Below are 15,381 nucleotides of genomic sequence, written 5' to 3'. Positions count from 1 at the left end.
GATGTAGAGGTCGCCTCAAGGAGATAAAACAATGTTCAAGACCATCACCCTCGCGGTCGGCGGCCTCGCGCTGGCCGGCACCGCAATCGCCGCCGACCTGTCGGGCGCCGGCGCCACCTTCCCCGCGCCGCTCTATGCGCGCTGGGCGGAAATGTACGGCAAGATGGGCGGCGGTCGCCTCAACTATCAGGCGATCGGCTCGGGCGGCGGCATCAAGCAGATCAAGGCCAAGACGGTCGATTTCGGCGCTTCGGACAAGCCGCTGAAGCCCGCCGAACTCCAGTCGGCCGGCCTCTACCAGTTTCCGACGGTGGTCGGCGGCGTCGTGCCGATCATCAACCTGCCCGGCCTGCGCGCCGGCCGCCTGCGCCTGACCGGCGAGATCCTGGGCGACATGTATCTGGGCAAGGTGACGCGCTGGAACGATCCGCGCATCGTCAAGCTCAACCCGCAGCTCGGCATGCCTAACGTGCCCGTCACCGTCGTCCACCGTTCGGACGGGTCAGGCACCTCGTTCCTCTTCACCAGCTATCTGTCGATGAAGAACGGCGAGTTCGCCAGCAAGGTGGGCGCGAGCGACTCCGTGCAGTGGCCGACCGGCCTCGGCGGCAAGGGCAATGACGGCGTCTCGGCGTTCGTGAAGCAGACGGTCGGTTCGATCGGCTATGTCGAATATGCCTATGCCAAGCAGAACAACGCCTCCTACGCGCTGGTCGCGAACAAGGCGAACCGCTTCCCCGCCCCCGTCGCCGCCAGCTTCGGCGCGGCCGCCGCGGGCGCCAAATGGGCGCAGGCGCCGGGCAATTATCTGCTGCTGCTCGATCAGCCGGGTGCGAACGCCTGGCCGATCACCGGCGCGACGTTCATCCTGCTCTATCGCAACCAGACCGATCCGGCGAAGGGCGCCGCGGTGCTGAAGTTCTTCGACTGGGCCTATAAGTCGGGCGACCAGGCCGCGGCCTCGCTCGATTACGTGCCGCTGCCTGCCGCCGTGAAGGCGCAGATGCGCAAACAGTGGGTGACCTCGGTCACCGCGGACGGCAAGCCGGTCTACACCGCCAACTAAGGCGACCGGCATCGGGCGGGAACGCGTCGTTCCCGCCCGGGCCTCTTGAAGGATGATTTGAACGTGACGTCGACGATGGCCACCCGCCGCGCCTCCAGCGCTGCGACCAGCGAAAGTGCGGATGCCCTGTTCCGCTGGCTGTGCGCGGCGGCCGCCACGCTGCTGCTGTGCACGCTGACCGGCGTCGTCATCAGCCTTGCGATCGGCGGCTGGCCCGCGCTCAAGACGTTCGGCTTCGGCTTTCTCACGCACAGCGAATGGAACCCGGTCGACGAGATCTATGGCGCCGCCGGCCCGATCGTCGGCACGCTCGTGACGGCGATGCTCAGCCTCGCCATGGCGCTGCCGCTGGCGCTCGGCGTCGCGATCTTCCTCGTCGAATTTTGCCCGCCGCGGCTCGCACGGCCGATCGCGATCGCGGTCGAGCTGCTCGCGGGCATCCCCTCGATCGTCTATGGCATGTGGGGGCTGTTCGTCTTCGCACCCTGGTTCGCCGCGCATGTGCAGACGCCGCTGATGATGTCCGCCGCGCCCGGATCCTGGATCGAAAAGCTGGTGCAGGGCGTGCCCAACGGCGCCAACATCTTCACCGCCTCGGCGATCCTGGCGATCATGATCCTGCCCTATATGGCAGCGGTGTTCCGCGAGCTGATGCTCACCGTGCCGCCGGGCGTGCGCGAGGCGGGCTATGGCCTTGGCAGCACCTCGTTCGAGGTGATGAAGTCGATCACCGTGCCCTATGTCGGCCAGGGCATGATCGGCGTCATCATGCTGGGTCTCGGCCGCGCGCTGGGCGAGACGATGGCGGTGACGTTCATCATCGGCAATTCGCACGGCTTCCCGCATTCGCTCTTCGACAGCGGATCGACGATCGCTTCCACCATCGCCAACGAATTCGCCGAAGCGACCAGCGACATGCACACCTCCGCGCTGATCGCGATGGGACTGGTGCTGTTCTTTATCACCTTCGCGGTGCTCGCCACCGCCCGGGCGCTCCTCGCCCGCGCGCAGAGGATCTGACCGCCATGTCGCGCTTCTTCTGGCGTCGGTTCGTCAACGGCCTGTTCGTCGTGCTGTGCGGCGCGGCGACGCTCGTCGCGCTCACCGGCCTCGCGCTCATTCTGTGGTCGCTCACCACGCAGGGCATCGGCGGGATCAGCCTCCACCTCTTCACCATGGACCAGCCGTCGCCGGGGATGCCCGGCGGCCTGCGCAACGCGATCACCGGATCGATCGTCATGTGCCTGATGGCGATGGTGATCGCGGTGATCGTCGGCGTGATGGCGGGCACCTGGCTCGCCGAATATGGCGGCAAGACGCGCTATGGCTATGTCGTGCGCTTCATGAACGACGTGCTGCTGTCGGCGCCGTCGATCCTCGTCGGCCTGTTCGTCTACGAACTGCTCGTGCGCAACACACTGCACCATTTCTCCGGCATCGCCGGCGCCGTCGCCCTCGCGATCCTCGCCGTGCCCGTGGTCACGCGCACCACCGAAGACATCCTGCTGCTCCAGCCGAGCGCATTGCGCGAGGCGGGGATGGCGCTCGGCGCCACCCGCGCGTTCGTCACCCGGCGGATCGTGTGGCGCGCCGCGCGCGCCGGCCTGCTGACCGCGGCGCTGCTCGGCTTCGCGCGCATCTCGGGCGAGACCGCGCCGCTGCTCTTCACGTCGCTCGGCAACAATTTCTTCTCGCTCGACGTGACGCAGCCCATGGGCAGCCTGCCGACCACGATCTTCCAGTTCGCGCTGTCCGCCTATGACGACTGGCGCCAGCTCGGTTGGGCCGGCGCGCTGCTGATCGCAGCCGCCGTCCTCCTCATCAACATCGTCGGGCGTGTCCTCGCCCGGGAGAAGACCCGCGCATGACCGATACGCTCGCACCCTCGTCCGAAGAGGCGAGCATCACGCAGCCGCCCGCCGACCGGCTGGTGCTGGAAACGCGCAACCTCGATTTCTTCTACGGCAAGACGCAGTCGCTGTTCGGGATCAACCTGGCGGTCGAGAAGAACCGGATCACCGCGCTGATCGGCCCCTCGGGCTGCGGCAAGTCGACGCTGCTGCGCTCGCTCAACCGCGTGTACGAACTCTATCCGAACCAGCACGCGGTCGGGCGGATCCTGCTTGCCGGCCAAGACGTGCTCGCCGACCGGGCGTCGATCGCACGGCTGAAGACGCGCGACGGCGACGAGGCCGGCATCGCCAGCGCCGCGATCGATCTCGCGCAATTGCGCGCGCGCGTCGGCATGGTGTTCCAGAAGCCCACGCCCTTCCCGATGTCGATCTACGACAATGTGGCGTTCGGCGTGCGGCTCCACCAGCGCACCTCGCGCACCGACATGGACGGCATCGTCGAGCGCGCGCTGAAACGCGCCGCGCTCTGGGACGAGGTGAAGGACAAGCTGACCGCTTCGGGACTCAGCCTGTCGGGCGGGCAGCAGCAGCGGCTGTGCGTCGCGCGCGGCATCGCGGTCGAGCCCGAGGTGCTGCTGCTGGACGAGCCGGCCTCCGCGCTCGATCCGATCTCCACCGCGCGGCTGGAGGAGACGTTGCTCGAGCTGAAGAACGACCTGACGATCGTGATCGTCACGCACAATCTCCAGCAGGCGGCGCGTCTGTCCGACCACACGGGGTTCATGTTCCTCGGCAAGATGGTCGAATTCGGACCCACCGCGGACATTTTCGCGCGGCCGCAGTTGAAGCGCACCCGCGACTATATCACCGGCCGCTTCGGCTGAGCGAGGATCATTTGCAATGACCGGCAACGATTTCACCGATCGGCACACCGTTTCGGCCTTCGACGACGAGCTGCGCGAGCTGCGCGGCCTGATCGCCGAGATGGGTGGCCTCGCCGAGGCTGCGCTCGCGCACGCGCTCGATGCGCTGGCCAAGGGTGACGTCGCGCTGGCCGAACAGGTCGTCGCCGACGATCGGGCGATCGACGCGCTGGAGGCGCGGGTCGGCCAGCAGGTCGTGACGCTGATCGCCAAACGTGCGCCGCTGGCCGACGATCTGCGCGAGATCCTGGCCGCCTATCGCATCGCCGGCATCGTCGAGCGCACCGGCGATTACGCCAAGACCATCGCCAAGCGGATCCCGGCGATCGACCGCGCCGATGTCGGCGAGCCGATGCGCCTGCTCGCCGAATTGGGCCGCGCGGTGCTCGACATGATGCGCCAGGCGCTCAACGCCTTCGCCGCGCGCGACATCGAGGCTGCCCGTGCGGTCGGCGCGCGCGACCGGGAAGCGGACGATCTCTACAACCGTCTGTTCCTCGCCCTGCTGGCCGCGATGATGCAGGATCCCGCGATCATCCGCCCGTCGACGCATCTGCTGTTCGTCGGCAAGAGCCTGGAGCGCGTCGGCGATCAGGCGACGAACCTGGCGGAACTGGTCTATTTCGCGGCCACCGGCGAGGAACTGGCCGACCGCCACGCGGAATAGGCGCCGCCCTTCCCCGCCGTTCAAAGCCACTCCGCCAGCCACCAGGTGGCGGCGCCGATCGCGGCGGCGGCGGGCAAGGTGAGCGTCCAGGCGACGAGGATCCCGCTCGCCACGTTCCAGCGCACCGCCGACAATCGCCGCGCCGACCCGACGCCGACGATCGCGCCGGTGATGGTGTGGGTCGACGACACCGGAATGCCGAAATGCGTGGCTGCGAACAGCGCGATCGCGCCGCCCGTCTCCGCGCAGAAGCCCTGGGGCGGCGTCAGCCGCGTGATCTTCGATCCCATGGTGTGGACGATGCGCCACCCGCCCGAGAGCGTGCCGAGCGCCATCGCCGCCTGGCAGGCGAGCACCACCCAGAGCGGCACATGGAAGGCGCCGTGCAGCATTCCCTGCGAATAGAGAAGGATGGCGATCACCCCCATCGTCTTTTGCGCATCGTTGCCGCCATGCCCCAGCGAATAGAGCGCGGCCGAGACGAGCTGGAGCCGGCGGAACCGCCGGTCTACCGCGAGCGGCGTCATCCGGATGCAGGCCCAGGCCACCGCAAGCACGAGGACCAAAGCGAGCGCCAGCCCCACCGCGGGCGAGACGATGATCGCGAGCATCGTCGGGATCACCCCGCCCCACATCACCGCGGCGAACCCCGCCTTGGCGACGCCTGCGCCGATCAGGCCGCCGATCAGCGCATGGCTGCTGCTGGAGGGGATGCCGAGTACCCAGGTGACGAGATTCCAGAGGATCGCACCCATCAGCGCGGCGAAGATCACCTGCGGATCGACCAGATCGGCGGCGATGATCCCGGTGCCGAGCGTCTGCGCGACCTTCAGCTTGAACACCGCGAAGGCGATGAAGTTGAAGAACGCCGCCCACAACACCGCATGATGCGGCTTCAGCACGCGCGTCGACACCACGGTGGCGATCGAATTGGCGGCATCGTGCATGCCGTTCAGGAAATCGAACAACAGCGCCACGCCGATCAGCGCGACGAGCAGCGGCCACGCGATCATGGCCGATCACGCATGATCGATGACGAGCCCCTGGATCGCGTTGGCGATGTCCTCGAACCGGTCGATCGTCTTTTCGAGGCTGGCATAGATTTCGCGCCCGACGAGGAAGTCCATCGGATCGCCGCCGCGCGACTGGCGGAACAGCGCCTTCATGCCCGCATCGTGGATGTCGTCGGCATCGCCCTCGATCCGGATCAGCCGCGCGGTCAGATCGTGCAACCGCGCCGCATTGGGCCCGAGCGAGCGGAGCAGCGGGATCGCCTCGGCGGTGATCCGCGCCGCCTCCACCACGATCGCGGCCATGTCGCGCATCTGCGGCGTGAATTCCGTCACCTCATAGAGCGCCACCGCGTTGGCGGTGCCGTTCATCTGATCGATCGCATCGTCCATCACCCCGATCAGGTCGGTGATCGCGCTGCGGTCGAACGGCGTCACGAAGATGCGGCGCACGTCCTGGAGCACGTCGCGGGTGATGTCGTCGGCGGCATGTTCCTGCGCGACGATCGCGGCGATCTGCGTGGCGATCTCGCCCTCGCCATGGATCAGCCGGGCGAGCGCGGCGGCACCCGCCACCAGCGTCGCGGCATGCGCGTCGAACAGTTCGAAAAACCGCCCCTGTTTGGGCATCAACGCCTGAAACCAACCCAGCAACGGCACCCTCCTCGTCGCCTCCGTCCGTACCGCGGGAAGCACGCGCTCAGCCAGCGAAACAGGCATCGGCGGTTCGCGAAAGCCGGCGATCAGCCGCTTCAGATCGGGTTCGTCCACCGCATCGGCTGCATCCGGCAGCGAAAACCAGCGCGTCACGCGCTGGGCGCGCTCGGGCCAATCCGCCAGTTGCTCGACAAAGGCAAAGGGATAGACGGCAACGACAAGATCGCGGTCGCCCCGCGTGCGTCGTCGCTTCACATAGGTATATTCGCCGATCGCGGTCGGGCACGGAATGCCGCGGACTCCGGCCTCCTCATACGCCTCCTGCGCCGCCGCCTCGTGGGGCGCCAGACCGGCGATCGGATTACCCTTGGGAAGCACCCACCGCCCCGTATCGCGCGAGGTGATGAGCATCACCTCGGCGCGGCCCTCCGCGTCAACCCGATAGGGTAAGGCACCGATTTGTCCTATGATTCTCGCTCCCGTCCGCCCGAACCTAGGTGCCGGGCGGACGCGCGTGAAGAGGATATACGCAATATCGGCGCATCGCGCGGCGCCGCGCGCAACCACGCCACGCCCCGGCCGTTCGGTCTGGGACGCAACGAGGAACAGCGACGATGTCGATCAAGAAGATGATGGCGCTCCATCCGAATGCCGGCGACGCGCCGGACGAAACCCGCGCCAAGGCGGCTAAGCATGCATTTTATTGCGCGCTGATGTGCACGTCGTGCGCGGACGCCTGCCTCGCCGAGCCGATGGACATGACGCAGTGCATCCGCACCTGCCTGGACTGCGCCGATATGTGCACCGCGACCGCGCGGCTGGTGGTGCGGCAGACCGGGCAGGACGTCGATATGCTGCGGGCGGCGCTCGAGGCCTGTATCCGCGCCTGCCATCTCTGCGCCGCCGAATGCAGCCAGCACGATCACCCGCATTGCAAACTCTGCGCCGAGATGTGCGCCGAATGCGCGGACGACTGCAAGGCGGCGCTCGCCGCCCTCGGCTGAGCGCGGAGTTCGGTCGGAGGGTGACCGGTCAGCGGGTGGTTGGGTCGGGAACCGCCTGCCACCCGCCGCCCAGCGCGCGGTAGAGGTCGATCAGGCGAAGCGCCATCTGCGCCTGCGCTTGCGCGACCGAATCCTCGCTGCGCAATACTCCTTCCTGCGCGGTGATCACATCCAGCAGCGTGGTGACGCCGTCGCGGTAGCGCTGATCCGCTGCCGCCAGCGCACGGGCATTGGCCTGCGAAGTGGCGACCGCGGCGGCGCGGCTGTGCTGCGCCTCGGCATAGGCGGTCAGCGCATTGTCCACGTCGTGCCAGGCCTGGAGCACGGTCTTGCGGAACTGGATCGCCGCCTCGCGCTGCTGCGACTGGCGGATACGCAGCGTGCCCTTCAGGCGGCCACCTTCGAAGATCGGCAGGTCGATCGACGGCCCGGCCATGAAGGCACGCGAATCGGCATCGAACAGCGATCCGAGATGCAGGCTCTCGAAGCCGAAATTGCCGGCCAGGCTGATGTCGGGATAGAAGGACGCGACCGCGACGCCGGTCTGCGCGGTGGCGGCGTGCAGCCGCGCCTCCGCCTCGCGGACATCGGGCCGACGGCGGGCGAGATCGGCGGGCAGCCCCACCGGAACGCTGGGCGGTACGAGCGGCTGCATCGCCGGTGCGTTCAGCTCGGCGGCCAGCGTGCGCGGCGGTTCGGCGAGCAAGAGTCCGATCGCGTTCACCAGCCGCGCCTGTTGCGCGTGAAGCGTGGGCAGATCCTGCGCGATCGCGAGACCCTGCGCATCGACCTGCGCCACCTCCAGCGTGGTCGCCACACCGTCCGCGAACCGGCGCCGCACCAGCGCGCGCCGCTGGTCGGCGAGCGCGAGGTTGCGGTGCAGGATCCCCTCTTCCACCTGAAGCTGGCGGAGCTGGCAATAGGTCTGCGCCAGATCGGCGATGGCGGAAAGCGCAAGGCCATGGCGTGCCTCGACCGCCGCTTCGGTGTCGGCGCGCGCCGCCTCCACCGCGCGGCGGACGCGGCCGAACAGGTCCAGCTCCCACGCCGCGCTCAGCATCGTGCGGAACAGGTTGAACTCGAGCGGGGCGCCGGGCGCGGGCTCGGTCAGCGAGGCGGTGCCGTTGGGGCTGATCCGCTCGCGCTGATATTGGCCCTGCCCGTTCAGCCGCGGCAGCCCCTGCGACGCGGCGATGTCGCGCTCTCCGCGGGCCTGCGCGATCCGTTCGGCCGCCGCCTGGAGATCGAGATTCTGCTTGCCGAGCCGATCGACCAGGCTGCTCAGTTCGGGATCGCGGAACGAGTCCCACCAGCGTATGTCCACCGTGCCCGCCACGGTGCGGCTCGCCACGTCGGCCGCGGTCGTGCCGAACGCCGCGGGCGCGTCCACCTGGGGTCGCGTGAAGTTCGGCCCGACGGTGCAGCCGCCGAGCAGCAGCGCCGCCGCGATCCAGCGCCTCATGGCGCGGTCACCCGACCGGCCTGGTGCCGCTGCGCCGCGACGACGTCGTCGAGATTGGTGTCGACCCACACCTCGACCGACATGCCCGCGCGCAGCAGCCGGGCGAGCGGCTGGCCGCGGTCCACCACGATCTTCACCGGCAGACGCTGGACGATCTTGGTGAAATTGCCCGTCGAATTGCTCGGCGGCAGCGGCGAGAAGGTCGCGCCCGATGCGGCGGGCAGGCTGGCCACATGGCCGCGCAGATCGATGTCATACGCATCGACATGGATTCGGGCATATTGGCCGGGCCGCATGTGGCGCAACTCCAGCTCGCGATAATTGGCCATGACATACACGTCGCTGAGCGGCACCAGCATCAGGATCGGCGCACCGGGCGCCACGAAATTGCCGACCTGCACCGTGCGTTCCGACACGGTGCCCGTGATCGGCGCGACGATCCGCGTATAGCCGAGGTTGAGCTTGGCTTGGCGGAGCGACGCCAGATCCTGCTTCACGCGCGCCTCGGCCGCCGAACGATCCGCCACCAGCGCGTCGAGCGTATGGCGTTGCGCGTCGAGCCCGGCGCGCGCCTGTTCGAGCGACGCGCGCTGCTGCACCACATCGGTATCGGCCTGCTGGTGCTGCTGGAAGGTGCCCGCGCCGGTGCGCGCCAGATCGGCATAGCGCGCCGCATCCGCATCAGACAGGCCGAGCCGCGCGCCGTTGCTCGCCACCTGCGCGCGCGCCTGGCGGATCTGCGAGGGCTGGCGCGCGACCTGCGCCTCGGCCTGCGCCACGCGCGCGCGGTCCGCGGCGAGGTTCGCCGTGGCCTGATCGAGCGTGGTGCGCAGGTCGCGGTCGTCGATCGTCGCGAGCAACTGGCCCGCGCGGACCGGCTGGTTGTCGTCCACGTCGACGGTCGCGATCTGACCGCCGACGCGCGGCGCCACCATCGCGTAATGGCCCGTCACATAGGCGTCGTCGGTCTTCACATTCTCGTGCGGCAACAGGATGATGAGCAGCACGACGACGACGAAGACCGCGACGACGACGGCCGCCACGATCCACGGCCAGCGCGCCTTGGGCTTGGCCTCGTCCTTCTTGTCCTGACCTTCGGAGGAATCGTCCTGCTGGTCGTCATCCGACTTCGCGTCGGGCTTGTCGTCGTCGGGCCGTTCGTCAGCCATGCCTGTTCACCGTCATTGCTTGGCCAGCGCGATGCGCGGCGGATAGGTGCGGGTGGGGATCACCGCCAGCGCGATCATCAGCGCGATCGCGAGCAGGCCCATGATCGCATAGGTGTCGATCGTGGTCAGCGTCGTCACTTGGCGTTCGAGTTCACGGTCGAGCGCCGCATAGACCGTGCGCGCCGCCGGCCCTTGCGTGTCGCGGGGCAGGACGCCCAGCTGTTCGAGCACGAGCCGGTTCTGTCCGAGCAGGTCGGTCAGCCGCACCCGGTGCAGTTCGCCGCGCCACCGCCCGATCAAAGCAATCGCCCATACCCCGATCGCCTCCGCCACCGCGCGCGGCGTGTTGACCAGCGCGGAGCCGTAAGGCCCCTCCTCCGGCTTGATCGTGTTGGTGGCGATCATCAGCAGCGGCATCACGACGAAGGCAAAGCCCAAGGCCTGGAACGCCTCGCCCAGGATGAACTGCTGCGGGCCCCAGGCGCTCGTCACATGCGCATCGAGATAGCAGGCGAACAGGATGGAGGCGAAGCCCACCGCGTTGACCCAGCGCGCATCGACATGGCGGTGATCGAGCAGCACCGCGGTGAGCGGCAGCAGCACGATCTGCGACGCGGCGACGCCCAGGCTCAGCTGGTGGATCTGCACCGGCCGCAGCCCGCGCACCTGCTCGAGGAACGTCAGCGGCACCTGGCTCGCCGACAGCGACACGATCAGGAACACGATCAGCACGATCACCGGATAGGCGAAATTGCGCCGCGCCAGCAGATCGAAGCGCATCAGTGGCAGCGGGGCATAGCGTTCGACGATCACCAGCAGCGGCAGGCTGACGACGCTGACGAGCGCGAGGATGGCGATCAGCGGCGAATTGAACCAGTCGAACCGATCGCCCTGTTCCAGCACGATCGTCAGGCTGCCGAAGCCCGCCGCGACCAGCGCCACGCCCGTCCAGTCGAACCGGCGCAGCCGGTCATATTGCGGCGGCTCCTGCTCCATGCCCCACCAGACGCACGCCGCCGCCAGCGTGCAGAAGGGCAGCGGCTGGAGGAAGATCCAGTGATAGTCGCGCAGCCCGTCGACCCACAGGGCGGCGAAGCTGGTCGCCAGATTGGGCGTCAGCGTCGCGGTCATCGCATAGACCGCCAGGCCGTAGAGCCGCACCTCGGGCCCAAGCACGCGAAGCGCCACCGTCATCAGCAGCGGGATCGTGAAGCCCGACGCGAGCCCCTGGATCAGCCGCAGGATCAGCACCGGCGCCACCCCGCCGCCCAGTGCCATCAGCAGCGTCGGCACCAGGTTCATGAGAATCGCGAACAGCGCGAAGCGGCGAAAGGAAAAGGCGATGCCAAGGGAGGGCGCCATGCACATGCCGACCACCTGCCCGGTGACGAACAGCGTGCGCAGCCAGCTCGCCTGATCCATGCTGAGGCCCATGCCGCCCGCCACATCGGGCAGCGCGATCGAAAGGACCTGATCGTTCAGCTGCGCGGCGATCGCGGCGAGCACGATGCCGAGCAGCCCGATCCCTTGCCTGAAATCCATGTCGGGGTTCCGCCGCGGACGGAGCCCATCGCGCCTGCCCTGCCGCTGTGCCTGCCCCGCGGCCTTCGCACTTGCAACAGGAAGTGTCGGTTTTTGCTAGACTTCGGGCGTCCACACATAAGCAGACCCGCGCTTTTCGATGCGGCCGATGCCGGGAAAGGGAAAATGCGGCGCAAAGACGCGCTCGTGGCTGGCGGCCAGCGTGGCGAGCGTCGTCTCGCGCCGGTCGCGGCCGGCGATCGGATCATTGTCGTAGCCGATGATCCAGCCGGGCTCGGCGAGCGACACGATCGCGCTGTGCGCGGTATCGCCGATGTCGATCAGCCGCTCCTTCCCCGAGCTGATCTCATAGCCGACATGACCCGGCGTATGCCCCGCCAGCGGCACGGTGCGGATGCCGGGCACGACGACCGCGCCGGGTTTGAAGGTGCGCACGCGCGGGCCGATCGCGGCGGCGAGCGCGGCGTTCTCGGGCTTGCTGCGCAGCCATTCCCATTCGGCGGCGGCCATGTGGATCGTTGCACCCGCAAAGGCGGGCCGGCCATCGGCGGCGAGCAGGCCGCCGACATGGTCGCCGTGCGAATGGGTGATGAGCACGTCGGTCACGCGCGCGGGCGCAACGCCGGCCAGTGCCAGGCTGCGCGGCAACGCCCCGCCCACCTTGGGCCCCAGGCCGGTATCGATCAGCACGATGCGCCCCGGCATCTCGACCAGCAGCGCATCCACGCCCAGCGGCAGCGTGGCGGTGTCGGCGCCCGCTGCGCCCAGCACCTTGGCCACCGCCTGCGGACCGACATTCTTGCCGAACACGCTGCCGTCGTTCGGCACCGCATTCACCATGTCGCGCAGCGCCACGAGCTTGACCGCGCCCAGCGCGAACGACTTGGCGGCGGGGCCGGCGGGCACGGGCCCGGCGATCGCGGCGCCGCCGATCAGGAGCGCGAGTGCGAAATGGGGGCGAAAACGGGGCATCGGACATCCTCGATACGGAATGGATTGTCGCAGCCTTAATCCGGCCCGCGCCGGATCGCCAGCATGCCCCGCTTCATCCCTGGGTGACGATCATCCCGTCCACGATCCCCACTGGCCAGGACGCCAGCCGCTGCCCGCTGCACGGGCCGCCGACGCAGAGCCCGTCATCGATGCGGAACAGCGCCGAATGCCAGCTGCACGCGATCAGGCCGCCATCGGGCGTCAGATAGCCGTCCAGCGCTTGCGCGAGCGGCACGCCCATATGCGGGCAGCGATCGACATAGCCGACGACCGTGTCGCCGCGCCGCACGACGAAACCGTGGAACCGCCCGGCGCGCATCTGGAGCACGAAATTGCGCGCGGCGCCGTCCGCGATCAGCGCGAGCGGCCCGAGCGTGACGCCGGCGGGCGTCGCCGCCAGCCGCGCGCCGGCCGCCTGCGGATCGCTCACCGCGGCAGCCGCGCCTTGGGGAAATCGGCCCAGACCGCATCATAGTCGAGCTGCGCATGGTCCAGCGCATAGGCCGTCGGCTTGTACGGCCAGCAGCTCTCCAGCATGAACGCCATCGTGCCGTCGATCTTGTGCGGCTTCAGCTCGGCCGCGCTCGCGCCCTGCCAGCTCGCCACGTCGGGGCCGTGACCCGACATCAGATTGTGCAGCGAGATGCCGCCCGGCCGGAACCCCTCGGCCTTGGCATCATAGGCGCCGGTGATGAGGCCCATCGCCTCGCTCATCACGTTGCGGTGGAACCAGGGCGGCCGGAACGTGTCCTCCGCCACCATCCAGCGCGGCGGAAAGACGACGAAATCGGCATTGGCGCGGCCCGGCACGTCGCTGGGCGAGGTCAGCAGCGTGAAGATCGAGGGATCGGGATGATCGAAGCTGACGCTGCCGATCGTGTTGAACCGCGCCAGATCATAGCGCCACGGCGCCAGATTGCCGTGCCACGCCACCGCGTCGAGCGGGCTGTGATCGAGCGTGGTGGTCCATAGCGAGCCCATGAATTTCTGCACGACCTCGGTCGGTTCGTCGCGATCCTCGAACCAGGCGACCGGCGTCTCGAAATCGCGCGGATTGGCAAGGCCGTTGGCGCCGATCGGGCCGAGATCGGGCAGGCGGAAGAGGCTGCCGTGATTTTCCGCGACATAGCCCGTCGCCGCGCCATCGGGCAGCAGCGCGCGGAACCGCACGCCGCGTGGGACCAGCGCGATCTGGCCGGGCGATACCATCATCCGCCCGAGTTCGGTCCGCAATTCCAGCCGCCCCGCCTGAGGCACGAACAGCAACTCACCATCCGCGTTCATGAACACGCGCGCCGCCATATCGGCGTTCGCCGCATAGACGTGCAGCGCCACCCCCTCCAGATCGGCGGGATCGCGGTTGGCGAGCATCGTCGTCATGCCGTCGATCAGATCGGTGCCGGGCGCCGCCGCGGCGACCGGATCCCAGCGCAGCCGGTTGGGCGCCAGCGGCGCGTCGGTCGTGCCGGGGGCGAACCGCTGAGCGCCGTCGTAGCGGACGAACGGCGGATGCTCGGCGGTGGGGCGCATGCGATACAGCCAGGACCGGCGGTTTTCGTGACGCGGCGCGGTGAAGGCGGTGCCCGAGAGCTGCTCGGTGTACAGGCCGAACGCGGGCCGCTGCGGGCTGTTGCGGCCGATCGGCAACGCGCCGGCCACCGCCTCGGTCGACACATGGTTGCCGAAGCCGGGAATATACCCGCCCGGGCCGGCGGTCTCCTGCGTGGCGGCGATCGTCTGGTGATTGGTCATGACATCCTCTTGCCCCACCTTGTCCGATCCCGGCCAGCGACCGCCGGCCCTTCGAAACTCTTCCCGGCGTCGCACCGCCATCGTCACAGCCCCATCGGTCGCGGCCAAGCCGCGCCCTATGGGGCGGCGGCGGGGCCACGCCGGCCGGGCTCGCTCGGGCGCCTGCGCGCCCGCATCGTCCGACGCTTACGCGTCGACCGTGATGACGCCGCGCCGGATCTGGTCCAGCTCGATCGATTCGTACAGCGCCTGGAAATTGCCGTTGCCGAAGCCTTCGTTGCCCTTGCGCTGGATGATCTCGAAGAAGATCGGCCCGAACATGTTCTCGGTGAAGATCTGGAGCAGCAGCCCCTCCTCGCCGACATTGCCGTCGATCAGGATACGGTTGCGGCGCAGGCGCTCCAGATCATGGCCATGGTTCGGCACGCGCTTGTCGACCAGCTCGTAATAGGTCTCGATCGTGTCTTGCAGCTTCACGCCGCGCGCGCGCAGCTTCTCGACCGTCTCGAAGATGTCGTCGGTGGTCAACGCCAGATGCTGGATGCCCTCGCCGTTGTAATCCTTGATGAATTCCTCGATCTGGCTCTTGTCGTCCTGGCTCTCGTTCAGCGGGATGCGGATCGCGCGGTCGGGCGCGATCATCGCCTGGCTGAAGAGGCCGGTCGCCTTGCCTTTGATGTCGAAATATTTCTGCTCTTCGAAGCCGAAGATCTGGCCGTAGAATTCGGCCCAGGTGCGCATCTGCCCGCGCTTCACGTTGTGCGTGAGGTGATCGAGCAGGTCGAGCCCGACGTTGTTCGCGGCCTCCGCCTCGGCGGCGCCGGGCACCGCGTTCCAGTCGTCGTAGAGCGAGCCGGCCGCACCGTGGCGATCGACCAGATAGAGGATCGATCCGCCGATCCCCTCGAGCGCGGGAATGCCGTCGAGCGCGGCGCCGGCGGGTGCCGGCCGGGCGCCGCGCGCGATCGCCGCGTCATAGGCGGCCTGCGCATCCTGCACCCGGAACGCCATCGCGCTGGCGGACGGCCCGTGCGCCGCGTGGAACGCCGCGGCATGGCCGCCCGGCTCGCGGTTGAGCAGCAGGTTGATCCGGCCCTGCTTGTAGCGGGTGACCGCCCTGGTCGGATGGGTGGAGGCGGCGACGAAGCCGAATTGTTCGAGCTGGGCGGTCATCCGATCGGGATCGGGCGAGGTGAATTCGCAGAATTCGAAGCCGTCCAGCCCCATCGGGTTCACGTCCATATGGTCCATCGCGCTGCCCGTCCGTGATTTGGTATCGAATG

Annotated in this window: 15 protein-coding genes; 6 read left to right on the top strand and 9 right to left on the bottom strand. The window is 68.5% G+C overall.

The window, feature by feature from the left end:
• Positions 1 to 31 precede the first annotated feature (31 nt).
• From pstS to phoU, 5 genes are all read left to right on the top strand, one after another.
• A complete protein-coding gene (gene pstS, locus L8H00_RS10120) occupies positions 32 to 1,066 on the top strand; it encodes a phosphate ABC transporter substrate-binding protein PstS (protein ID WP_242097182.1) in 1,035 nt (344 codons plus the stop codon).
• Between the two features lie 63 nt (positions 1,067 to 1,129).
• Positions 1,130 to 2,086: a phosphate ABC transporter permease subunit PstC gene (gene pstC, locus L8H00_RS10115; RefSeq protein ID WP_242097181.1), complete on the top strand. Its 957-nt coding sequence runs from the start codon at positions 1,130 to 1,132 to the stop codon at positions 2,084 to 2,086.
• Between the two features lie 5 nt (positions 2,087 to 2,091).
• Entirely contained in the window at positions 2,092 to 2,934 is an 843-nt protein-coding gene (gene pstA / locus L8H00_RS10110; RefSeq protein ID WP_242097180.1) for a phosphate ABC transporter permease PstA, read from the top strand.
• The gene (locus L8H00_RS10105; protein WP_242097179.1) at positions 2,931 to 3,803 is read left to right on the top strand and encodes a phosphate ABC transporter ATP-binding protein; all 873 of its coding nucleotides are present in this window, start codon (positions 2,931 to 2,933) and stop codon (positions 3,801 to 3,803) included. The genes pstA and L8H00_RS10105 overlap by 4 nt, the downstream gene beginning before the upstream one ends.
• A gap of 16 nt (positions 3,804 to 3,819) precedes the next feature.
• Positions 3,820 to 4,509, top strand: a complete 690-nt coding sequence (gene phoU, locus L8H00_RS10100; protein ID WP_242097178.1) for a phosphate signaling complex protein PhoU — start codon at positions 3,820 to 3,822, stop codon at positions 4,507 to 4,509.
• 20 nt (positions 4,510 to 4,529) lie between these two features.
• On the opposite strand, the gene L8H00_RS10095 is transcribed toward phoU, so the two are convergent.
• Both L8H00_RS10095 and L8H00_RS10090 read right to left on the bottom strand, forming a co-directional pair.
• The gene (locus L8H00_RS10095; RefSeq protein ID WP_242097177.1) at positions 4,530 to 5,522 is read right to left on the bottom strand and encodes an inorganic phosphate transporter; all 993 of its coding nucleotides are present in this window, start codon (positions 5,520 to 5,522) and stop codon (positions 4,530 to 4,532) included.
• 6 nt (positions 5,523 to 5,528) lie between these two features.
• Complete coding sequence (locus L8H00_RS10090) at positions 5,529 to 6,644, bottom strand: DUF47 family protein (RefSeq protein ID WP_242097270.1); 1,116 nt, start codon at positions 6,642 to 6,644, stop codon at positions 5,529 to 5,531.
• Positions 6,645 to 6,790: 146 nt separating this feature from the next.
• Between L8H00_RS10090 and L8H00_RS10085 the strand changes: the two genes are divergently transcribed.
• Positions 6,791 to 7,180, top strand: a complete 390-nt coding sequence (locus L8H00_RS10085; RefSeq protein WP_242097176.1) for a four-helix bundle copper-binding protein — start codon at positions 6,791 to 6,793, stop codon at positions 7,178 to 7,180.
• Between the two features lie 28 nt (positions 7,181 to 7,208).
• Here L8H00_RS10085 and L8H00_RS10080 read toward each other — a convergent pair whose 3' ends face one another.
• The 7 genes from L8H00_RS10080 to hppD form a co-directional block, all read right to left on the bottom strand.
• The gene (locus L8H00_RS10080; RefSeq protein ID WP_242097175.1) at positions 7,209 to 8,642 is read right to left on the bottom strand and encodes an efflux transporter outer membrane subunit; all 1,434 of its coding nucleotides are present in this window, start codon (positions 8,640 to 8,642) and stop codon (positions 7,209 to 7,211) included.
• Positions 8,639 to 9,811, bottom strand: coding sequence for an HlyD family secretion protein (locus L8H00_RS10075; RefSeq protein WP_242097174.1), 1,173 nt, complete (start codon positions 9,809 to 9,811; stop codon positions 8,639 to 8,641). Before L8H00_RS10075 ends, L8H00_RS10080 begins: the two co-directional genes overlap by 4 nt.
• A gap of 12 nt (positions 9,812 to 9,823) precedes the next feature.
• Positions 9,824 to 11,353, bottom strand: coding sequence for an MFS transporter (locus L8H00_RS10070; RefSeq protein WP_242097173.1), 1,530 nt, complete (start codon positions 11,351 to 11,353; stop codon positions 9,824 to 9,826).
• 96 nt (positions 11,354 to 11,449) lie between these two features.
• Complete coding sequence (locus L8H00_RS10065) at positions 11,450 to 12,325, bottom strand: MBL fold metallo-hydrolase (RefSeq protein WP_242097172.1); 876 nt, start codon at positions 12,323 to 12,325, stop codon at positions 11,450 to 11,452.
• 73 nt (positions 12,326 to 12,398) lie between these two features.
• Positions 12,399 to 12,776, bottom strand: a complete 378-nt coding sequence (locus L8H00_RS10060) for a Rieske (2Fe-2S) protein (protein WP_242097171.1) — start codon at positions 12,774 to 12,776, stop codon at positions 12,399 to 12,401.
• Positions 12,773 to 14,098, bottom strand: a complete 1,326-nt coding sequence (gene hmgA / locus L8H00_RS10055) for a homogentisate 1,2-dioxygenase (protein ID WP_242097170.1) — start codon at positions 14,096 to 14,098, stop codon at positions 12,773 to 12,775. Before hmgA ends, L8H00_RS10060 begins: the two co-directional genes overlap by 4 nt.
• A gap of 186 nt (positions 14,099 to 14,284) precedes the next feature.
• Complete coding sequence (gene hppD, locus L8H00_RS10050; protein ID WP_242097169.1) at positions 14,285 to 15,349, bottom strand: 4-hydroxyphenylpyruvate dioxygenase; 1,065 nt, start codon at positions 15,347 to 15,349, stop codon at positions 14,285 to 14,287.
• Positions 15,350 to 15,381 lie beyond the last annotated feature (32 nt).

The organism is Sphingomonas sp. CROZ-RG-20F-R02-07, from assembly GCF_022662335.1.
Taxonomy (GTDB): Bacteria; Pseudomonadota; Alphaproteobacteria; order Sphingomonadales; family Sphingomonadaceae; genus Sphingomonas.
This window is presented reverse-complemented; position numbering and strand designations above follow the sequence as displayed.

Bases quoted from the DNA above. Each gene is read 5' to 3' on its own strand.
- L8H00_RS10070 (WP_242097173.1), bottom strand. From the start codon at position 11,353: ATGGATTTCAGGCAAGGGATCGGGCTGCTCGGCATCGTGCTCGCCGCG.
- hmgA (WP_242097170.1), bottom strand. From the start codon at position 14,098: ATGACCAATCACCAGACGATCGCCGCCACGCAGGAGACCGCCGGCCCG.
- pstS (WP_242097182.1), top strand. From the start codon at position 32: ATGTTCAAGACCATCACCCTCGCGGTCGGCGGCCTCGCGCTGGCCGGC.
- L8H00_RS10080 (WP_242097175.1), bottom strand. From the start codon at position 8,642: ATGAGGCGCTGGATCGCGGCGGCGCTGCTGCTCGGCGGCTGCACCGTC.
- L8H00_RS10065 (WP_242097172.1), bottom strand. From the start codon at position 12,325: ATGCCCCGTTTTCGCCCCCATTTCGCACTCGCGCTCCTGATCGGCGGC.
- hppD (WP_242097169.1), bottom strand. From the start codon at position 15,349: ATGGACCATATGGACGTGAACCCGATGGGGCTGGACGGCTTCGAATTC.
- pstA (WP_242097180.1), top strand. From the start codon at position 2,092: ATGTCGCGCTTCTTCTGGCGTCGGTTCGTCAACGGCCTGTTCGTCGTG.
- L8H00_RS10095 (WP_242097177.1), bottom strand. From the start codon at position 5,522: ATGATCGCGTGGCCGCTGCTCGTCGCGCTGATCGGCGTGGCGCTGTTG.
- L8H00_RS10105 (WP_242097179.1), top strand. From the start codon at position 2,931: ATGACCGATACGCTCGCACCCTCGTCCGAAGAGGCGAGCATCACGCAG.
- phoU (WP_242097178.1), top strand. From the start codon at position 3,820: ATGACCGGCAACGATTTCACCGATCGGCACACCGTTTCGGCCTTCGAC.
- L8H00_RS10075 (WP_242097174.1), bottom strand. From the start codon at position 9,811: ATGGCTGACGAACGGCCCGACGACGACAAGCCCGACGCGAAGTCGGAT.
- L8H00_RS10085 (WP_242097176.1), top strand. From the start codon at position 6,791: ATGTCGATCAAGAAGATGATGGCGCTCCATCCGAATGCCGGCGACGCG.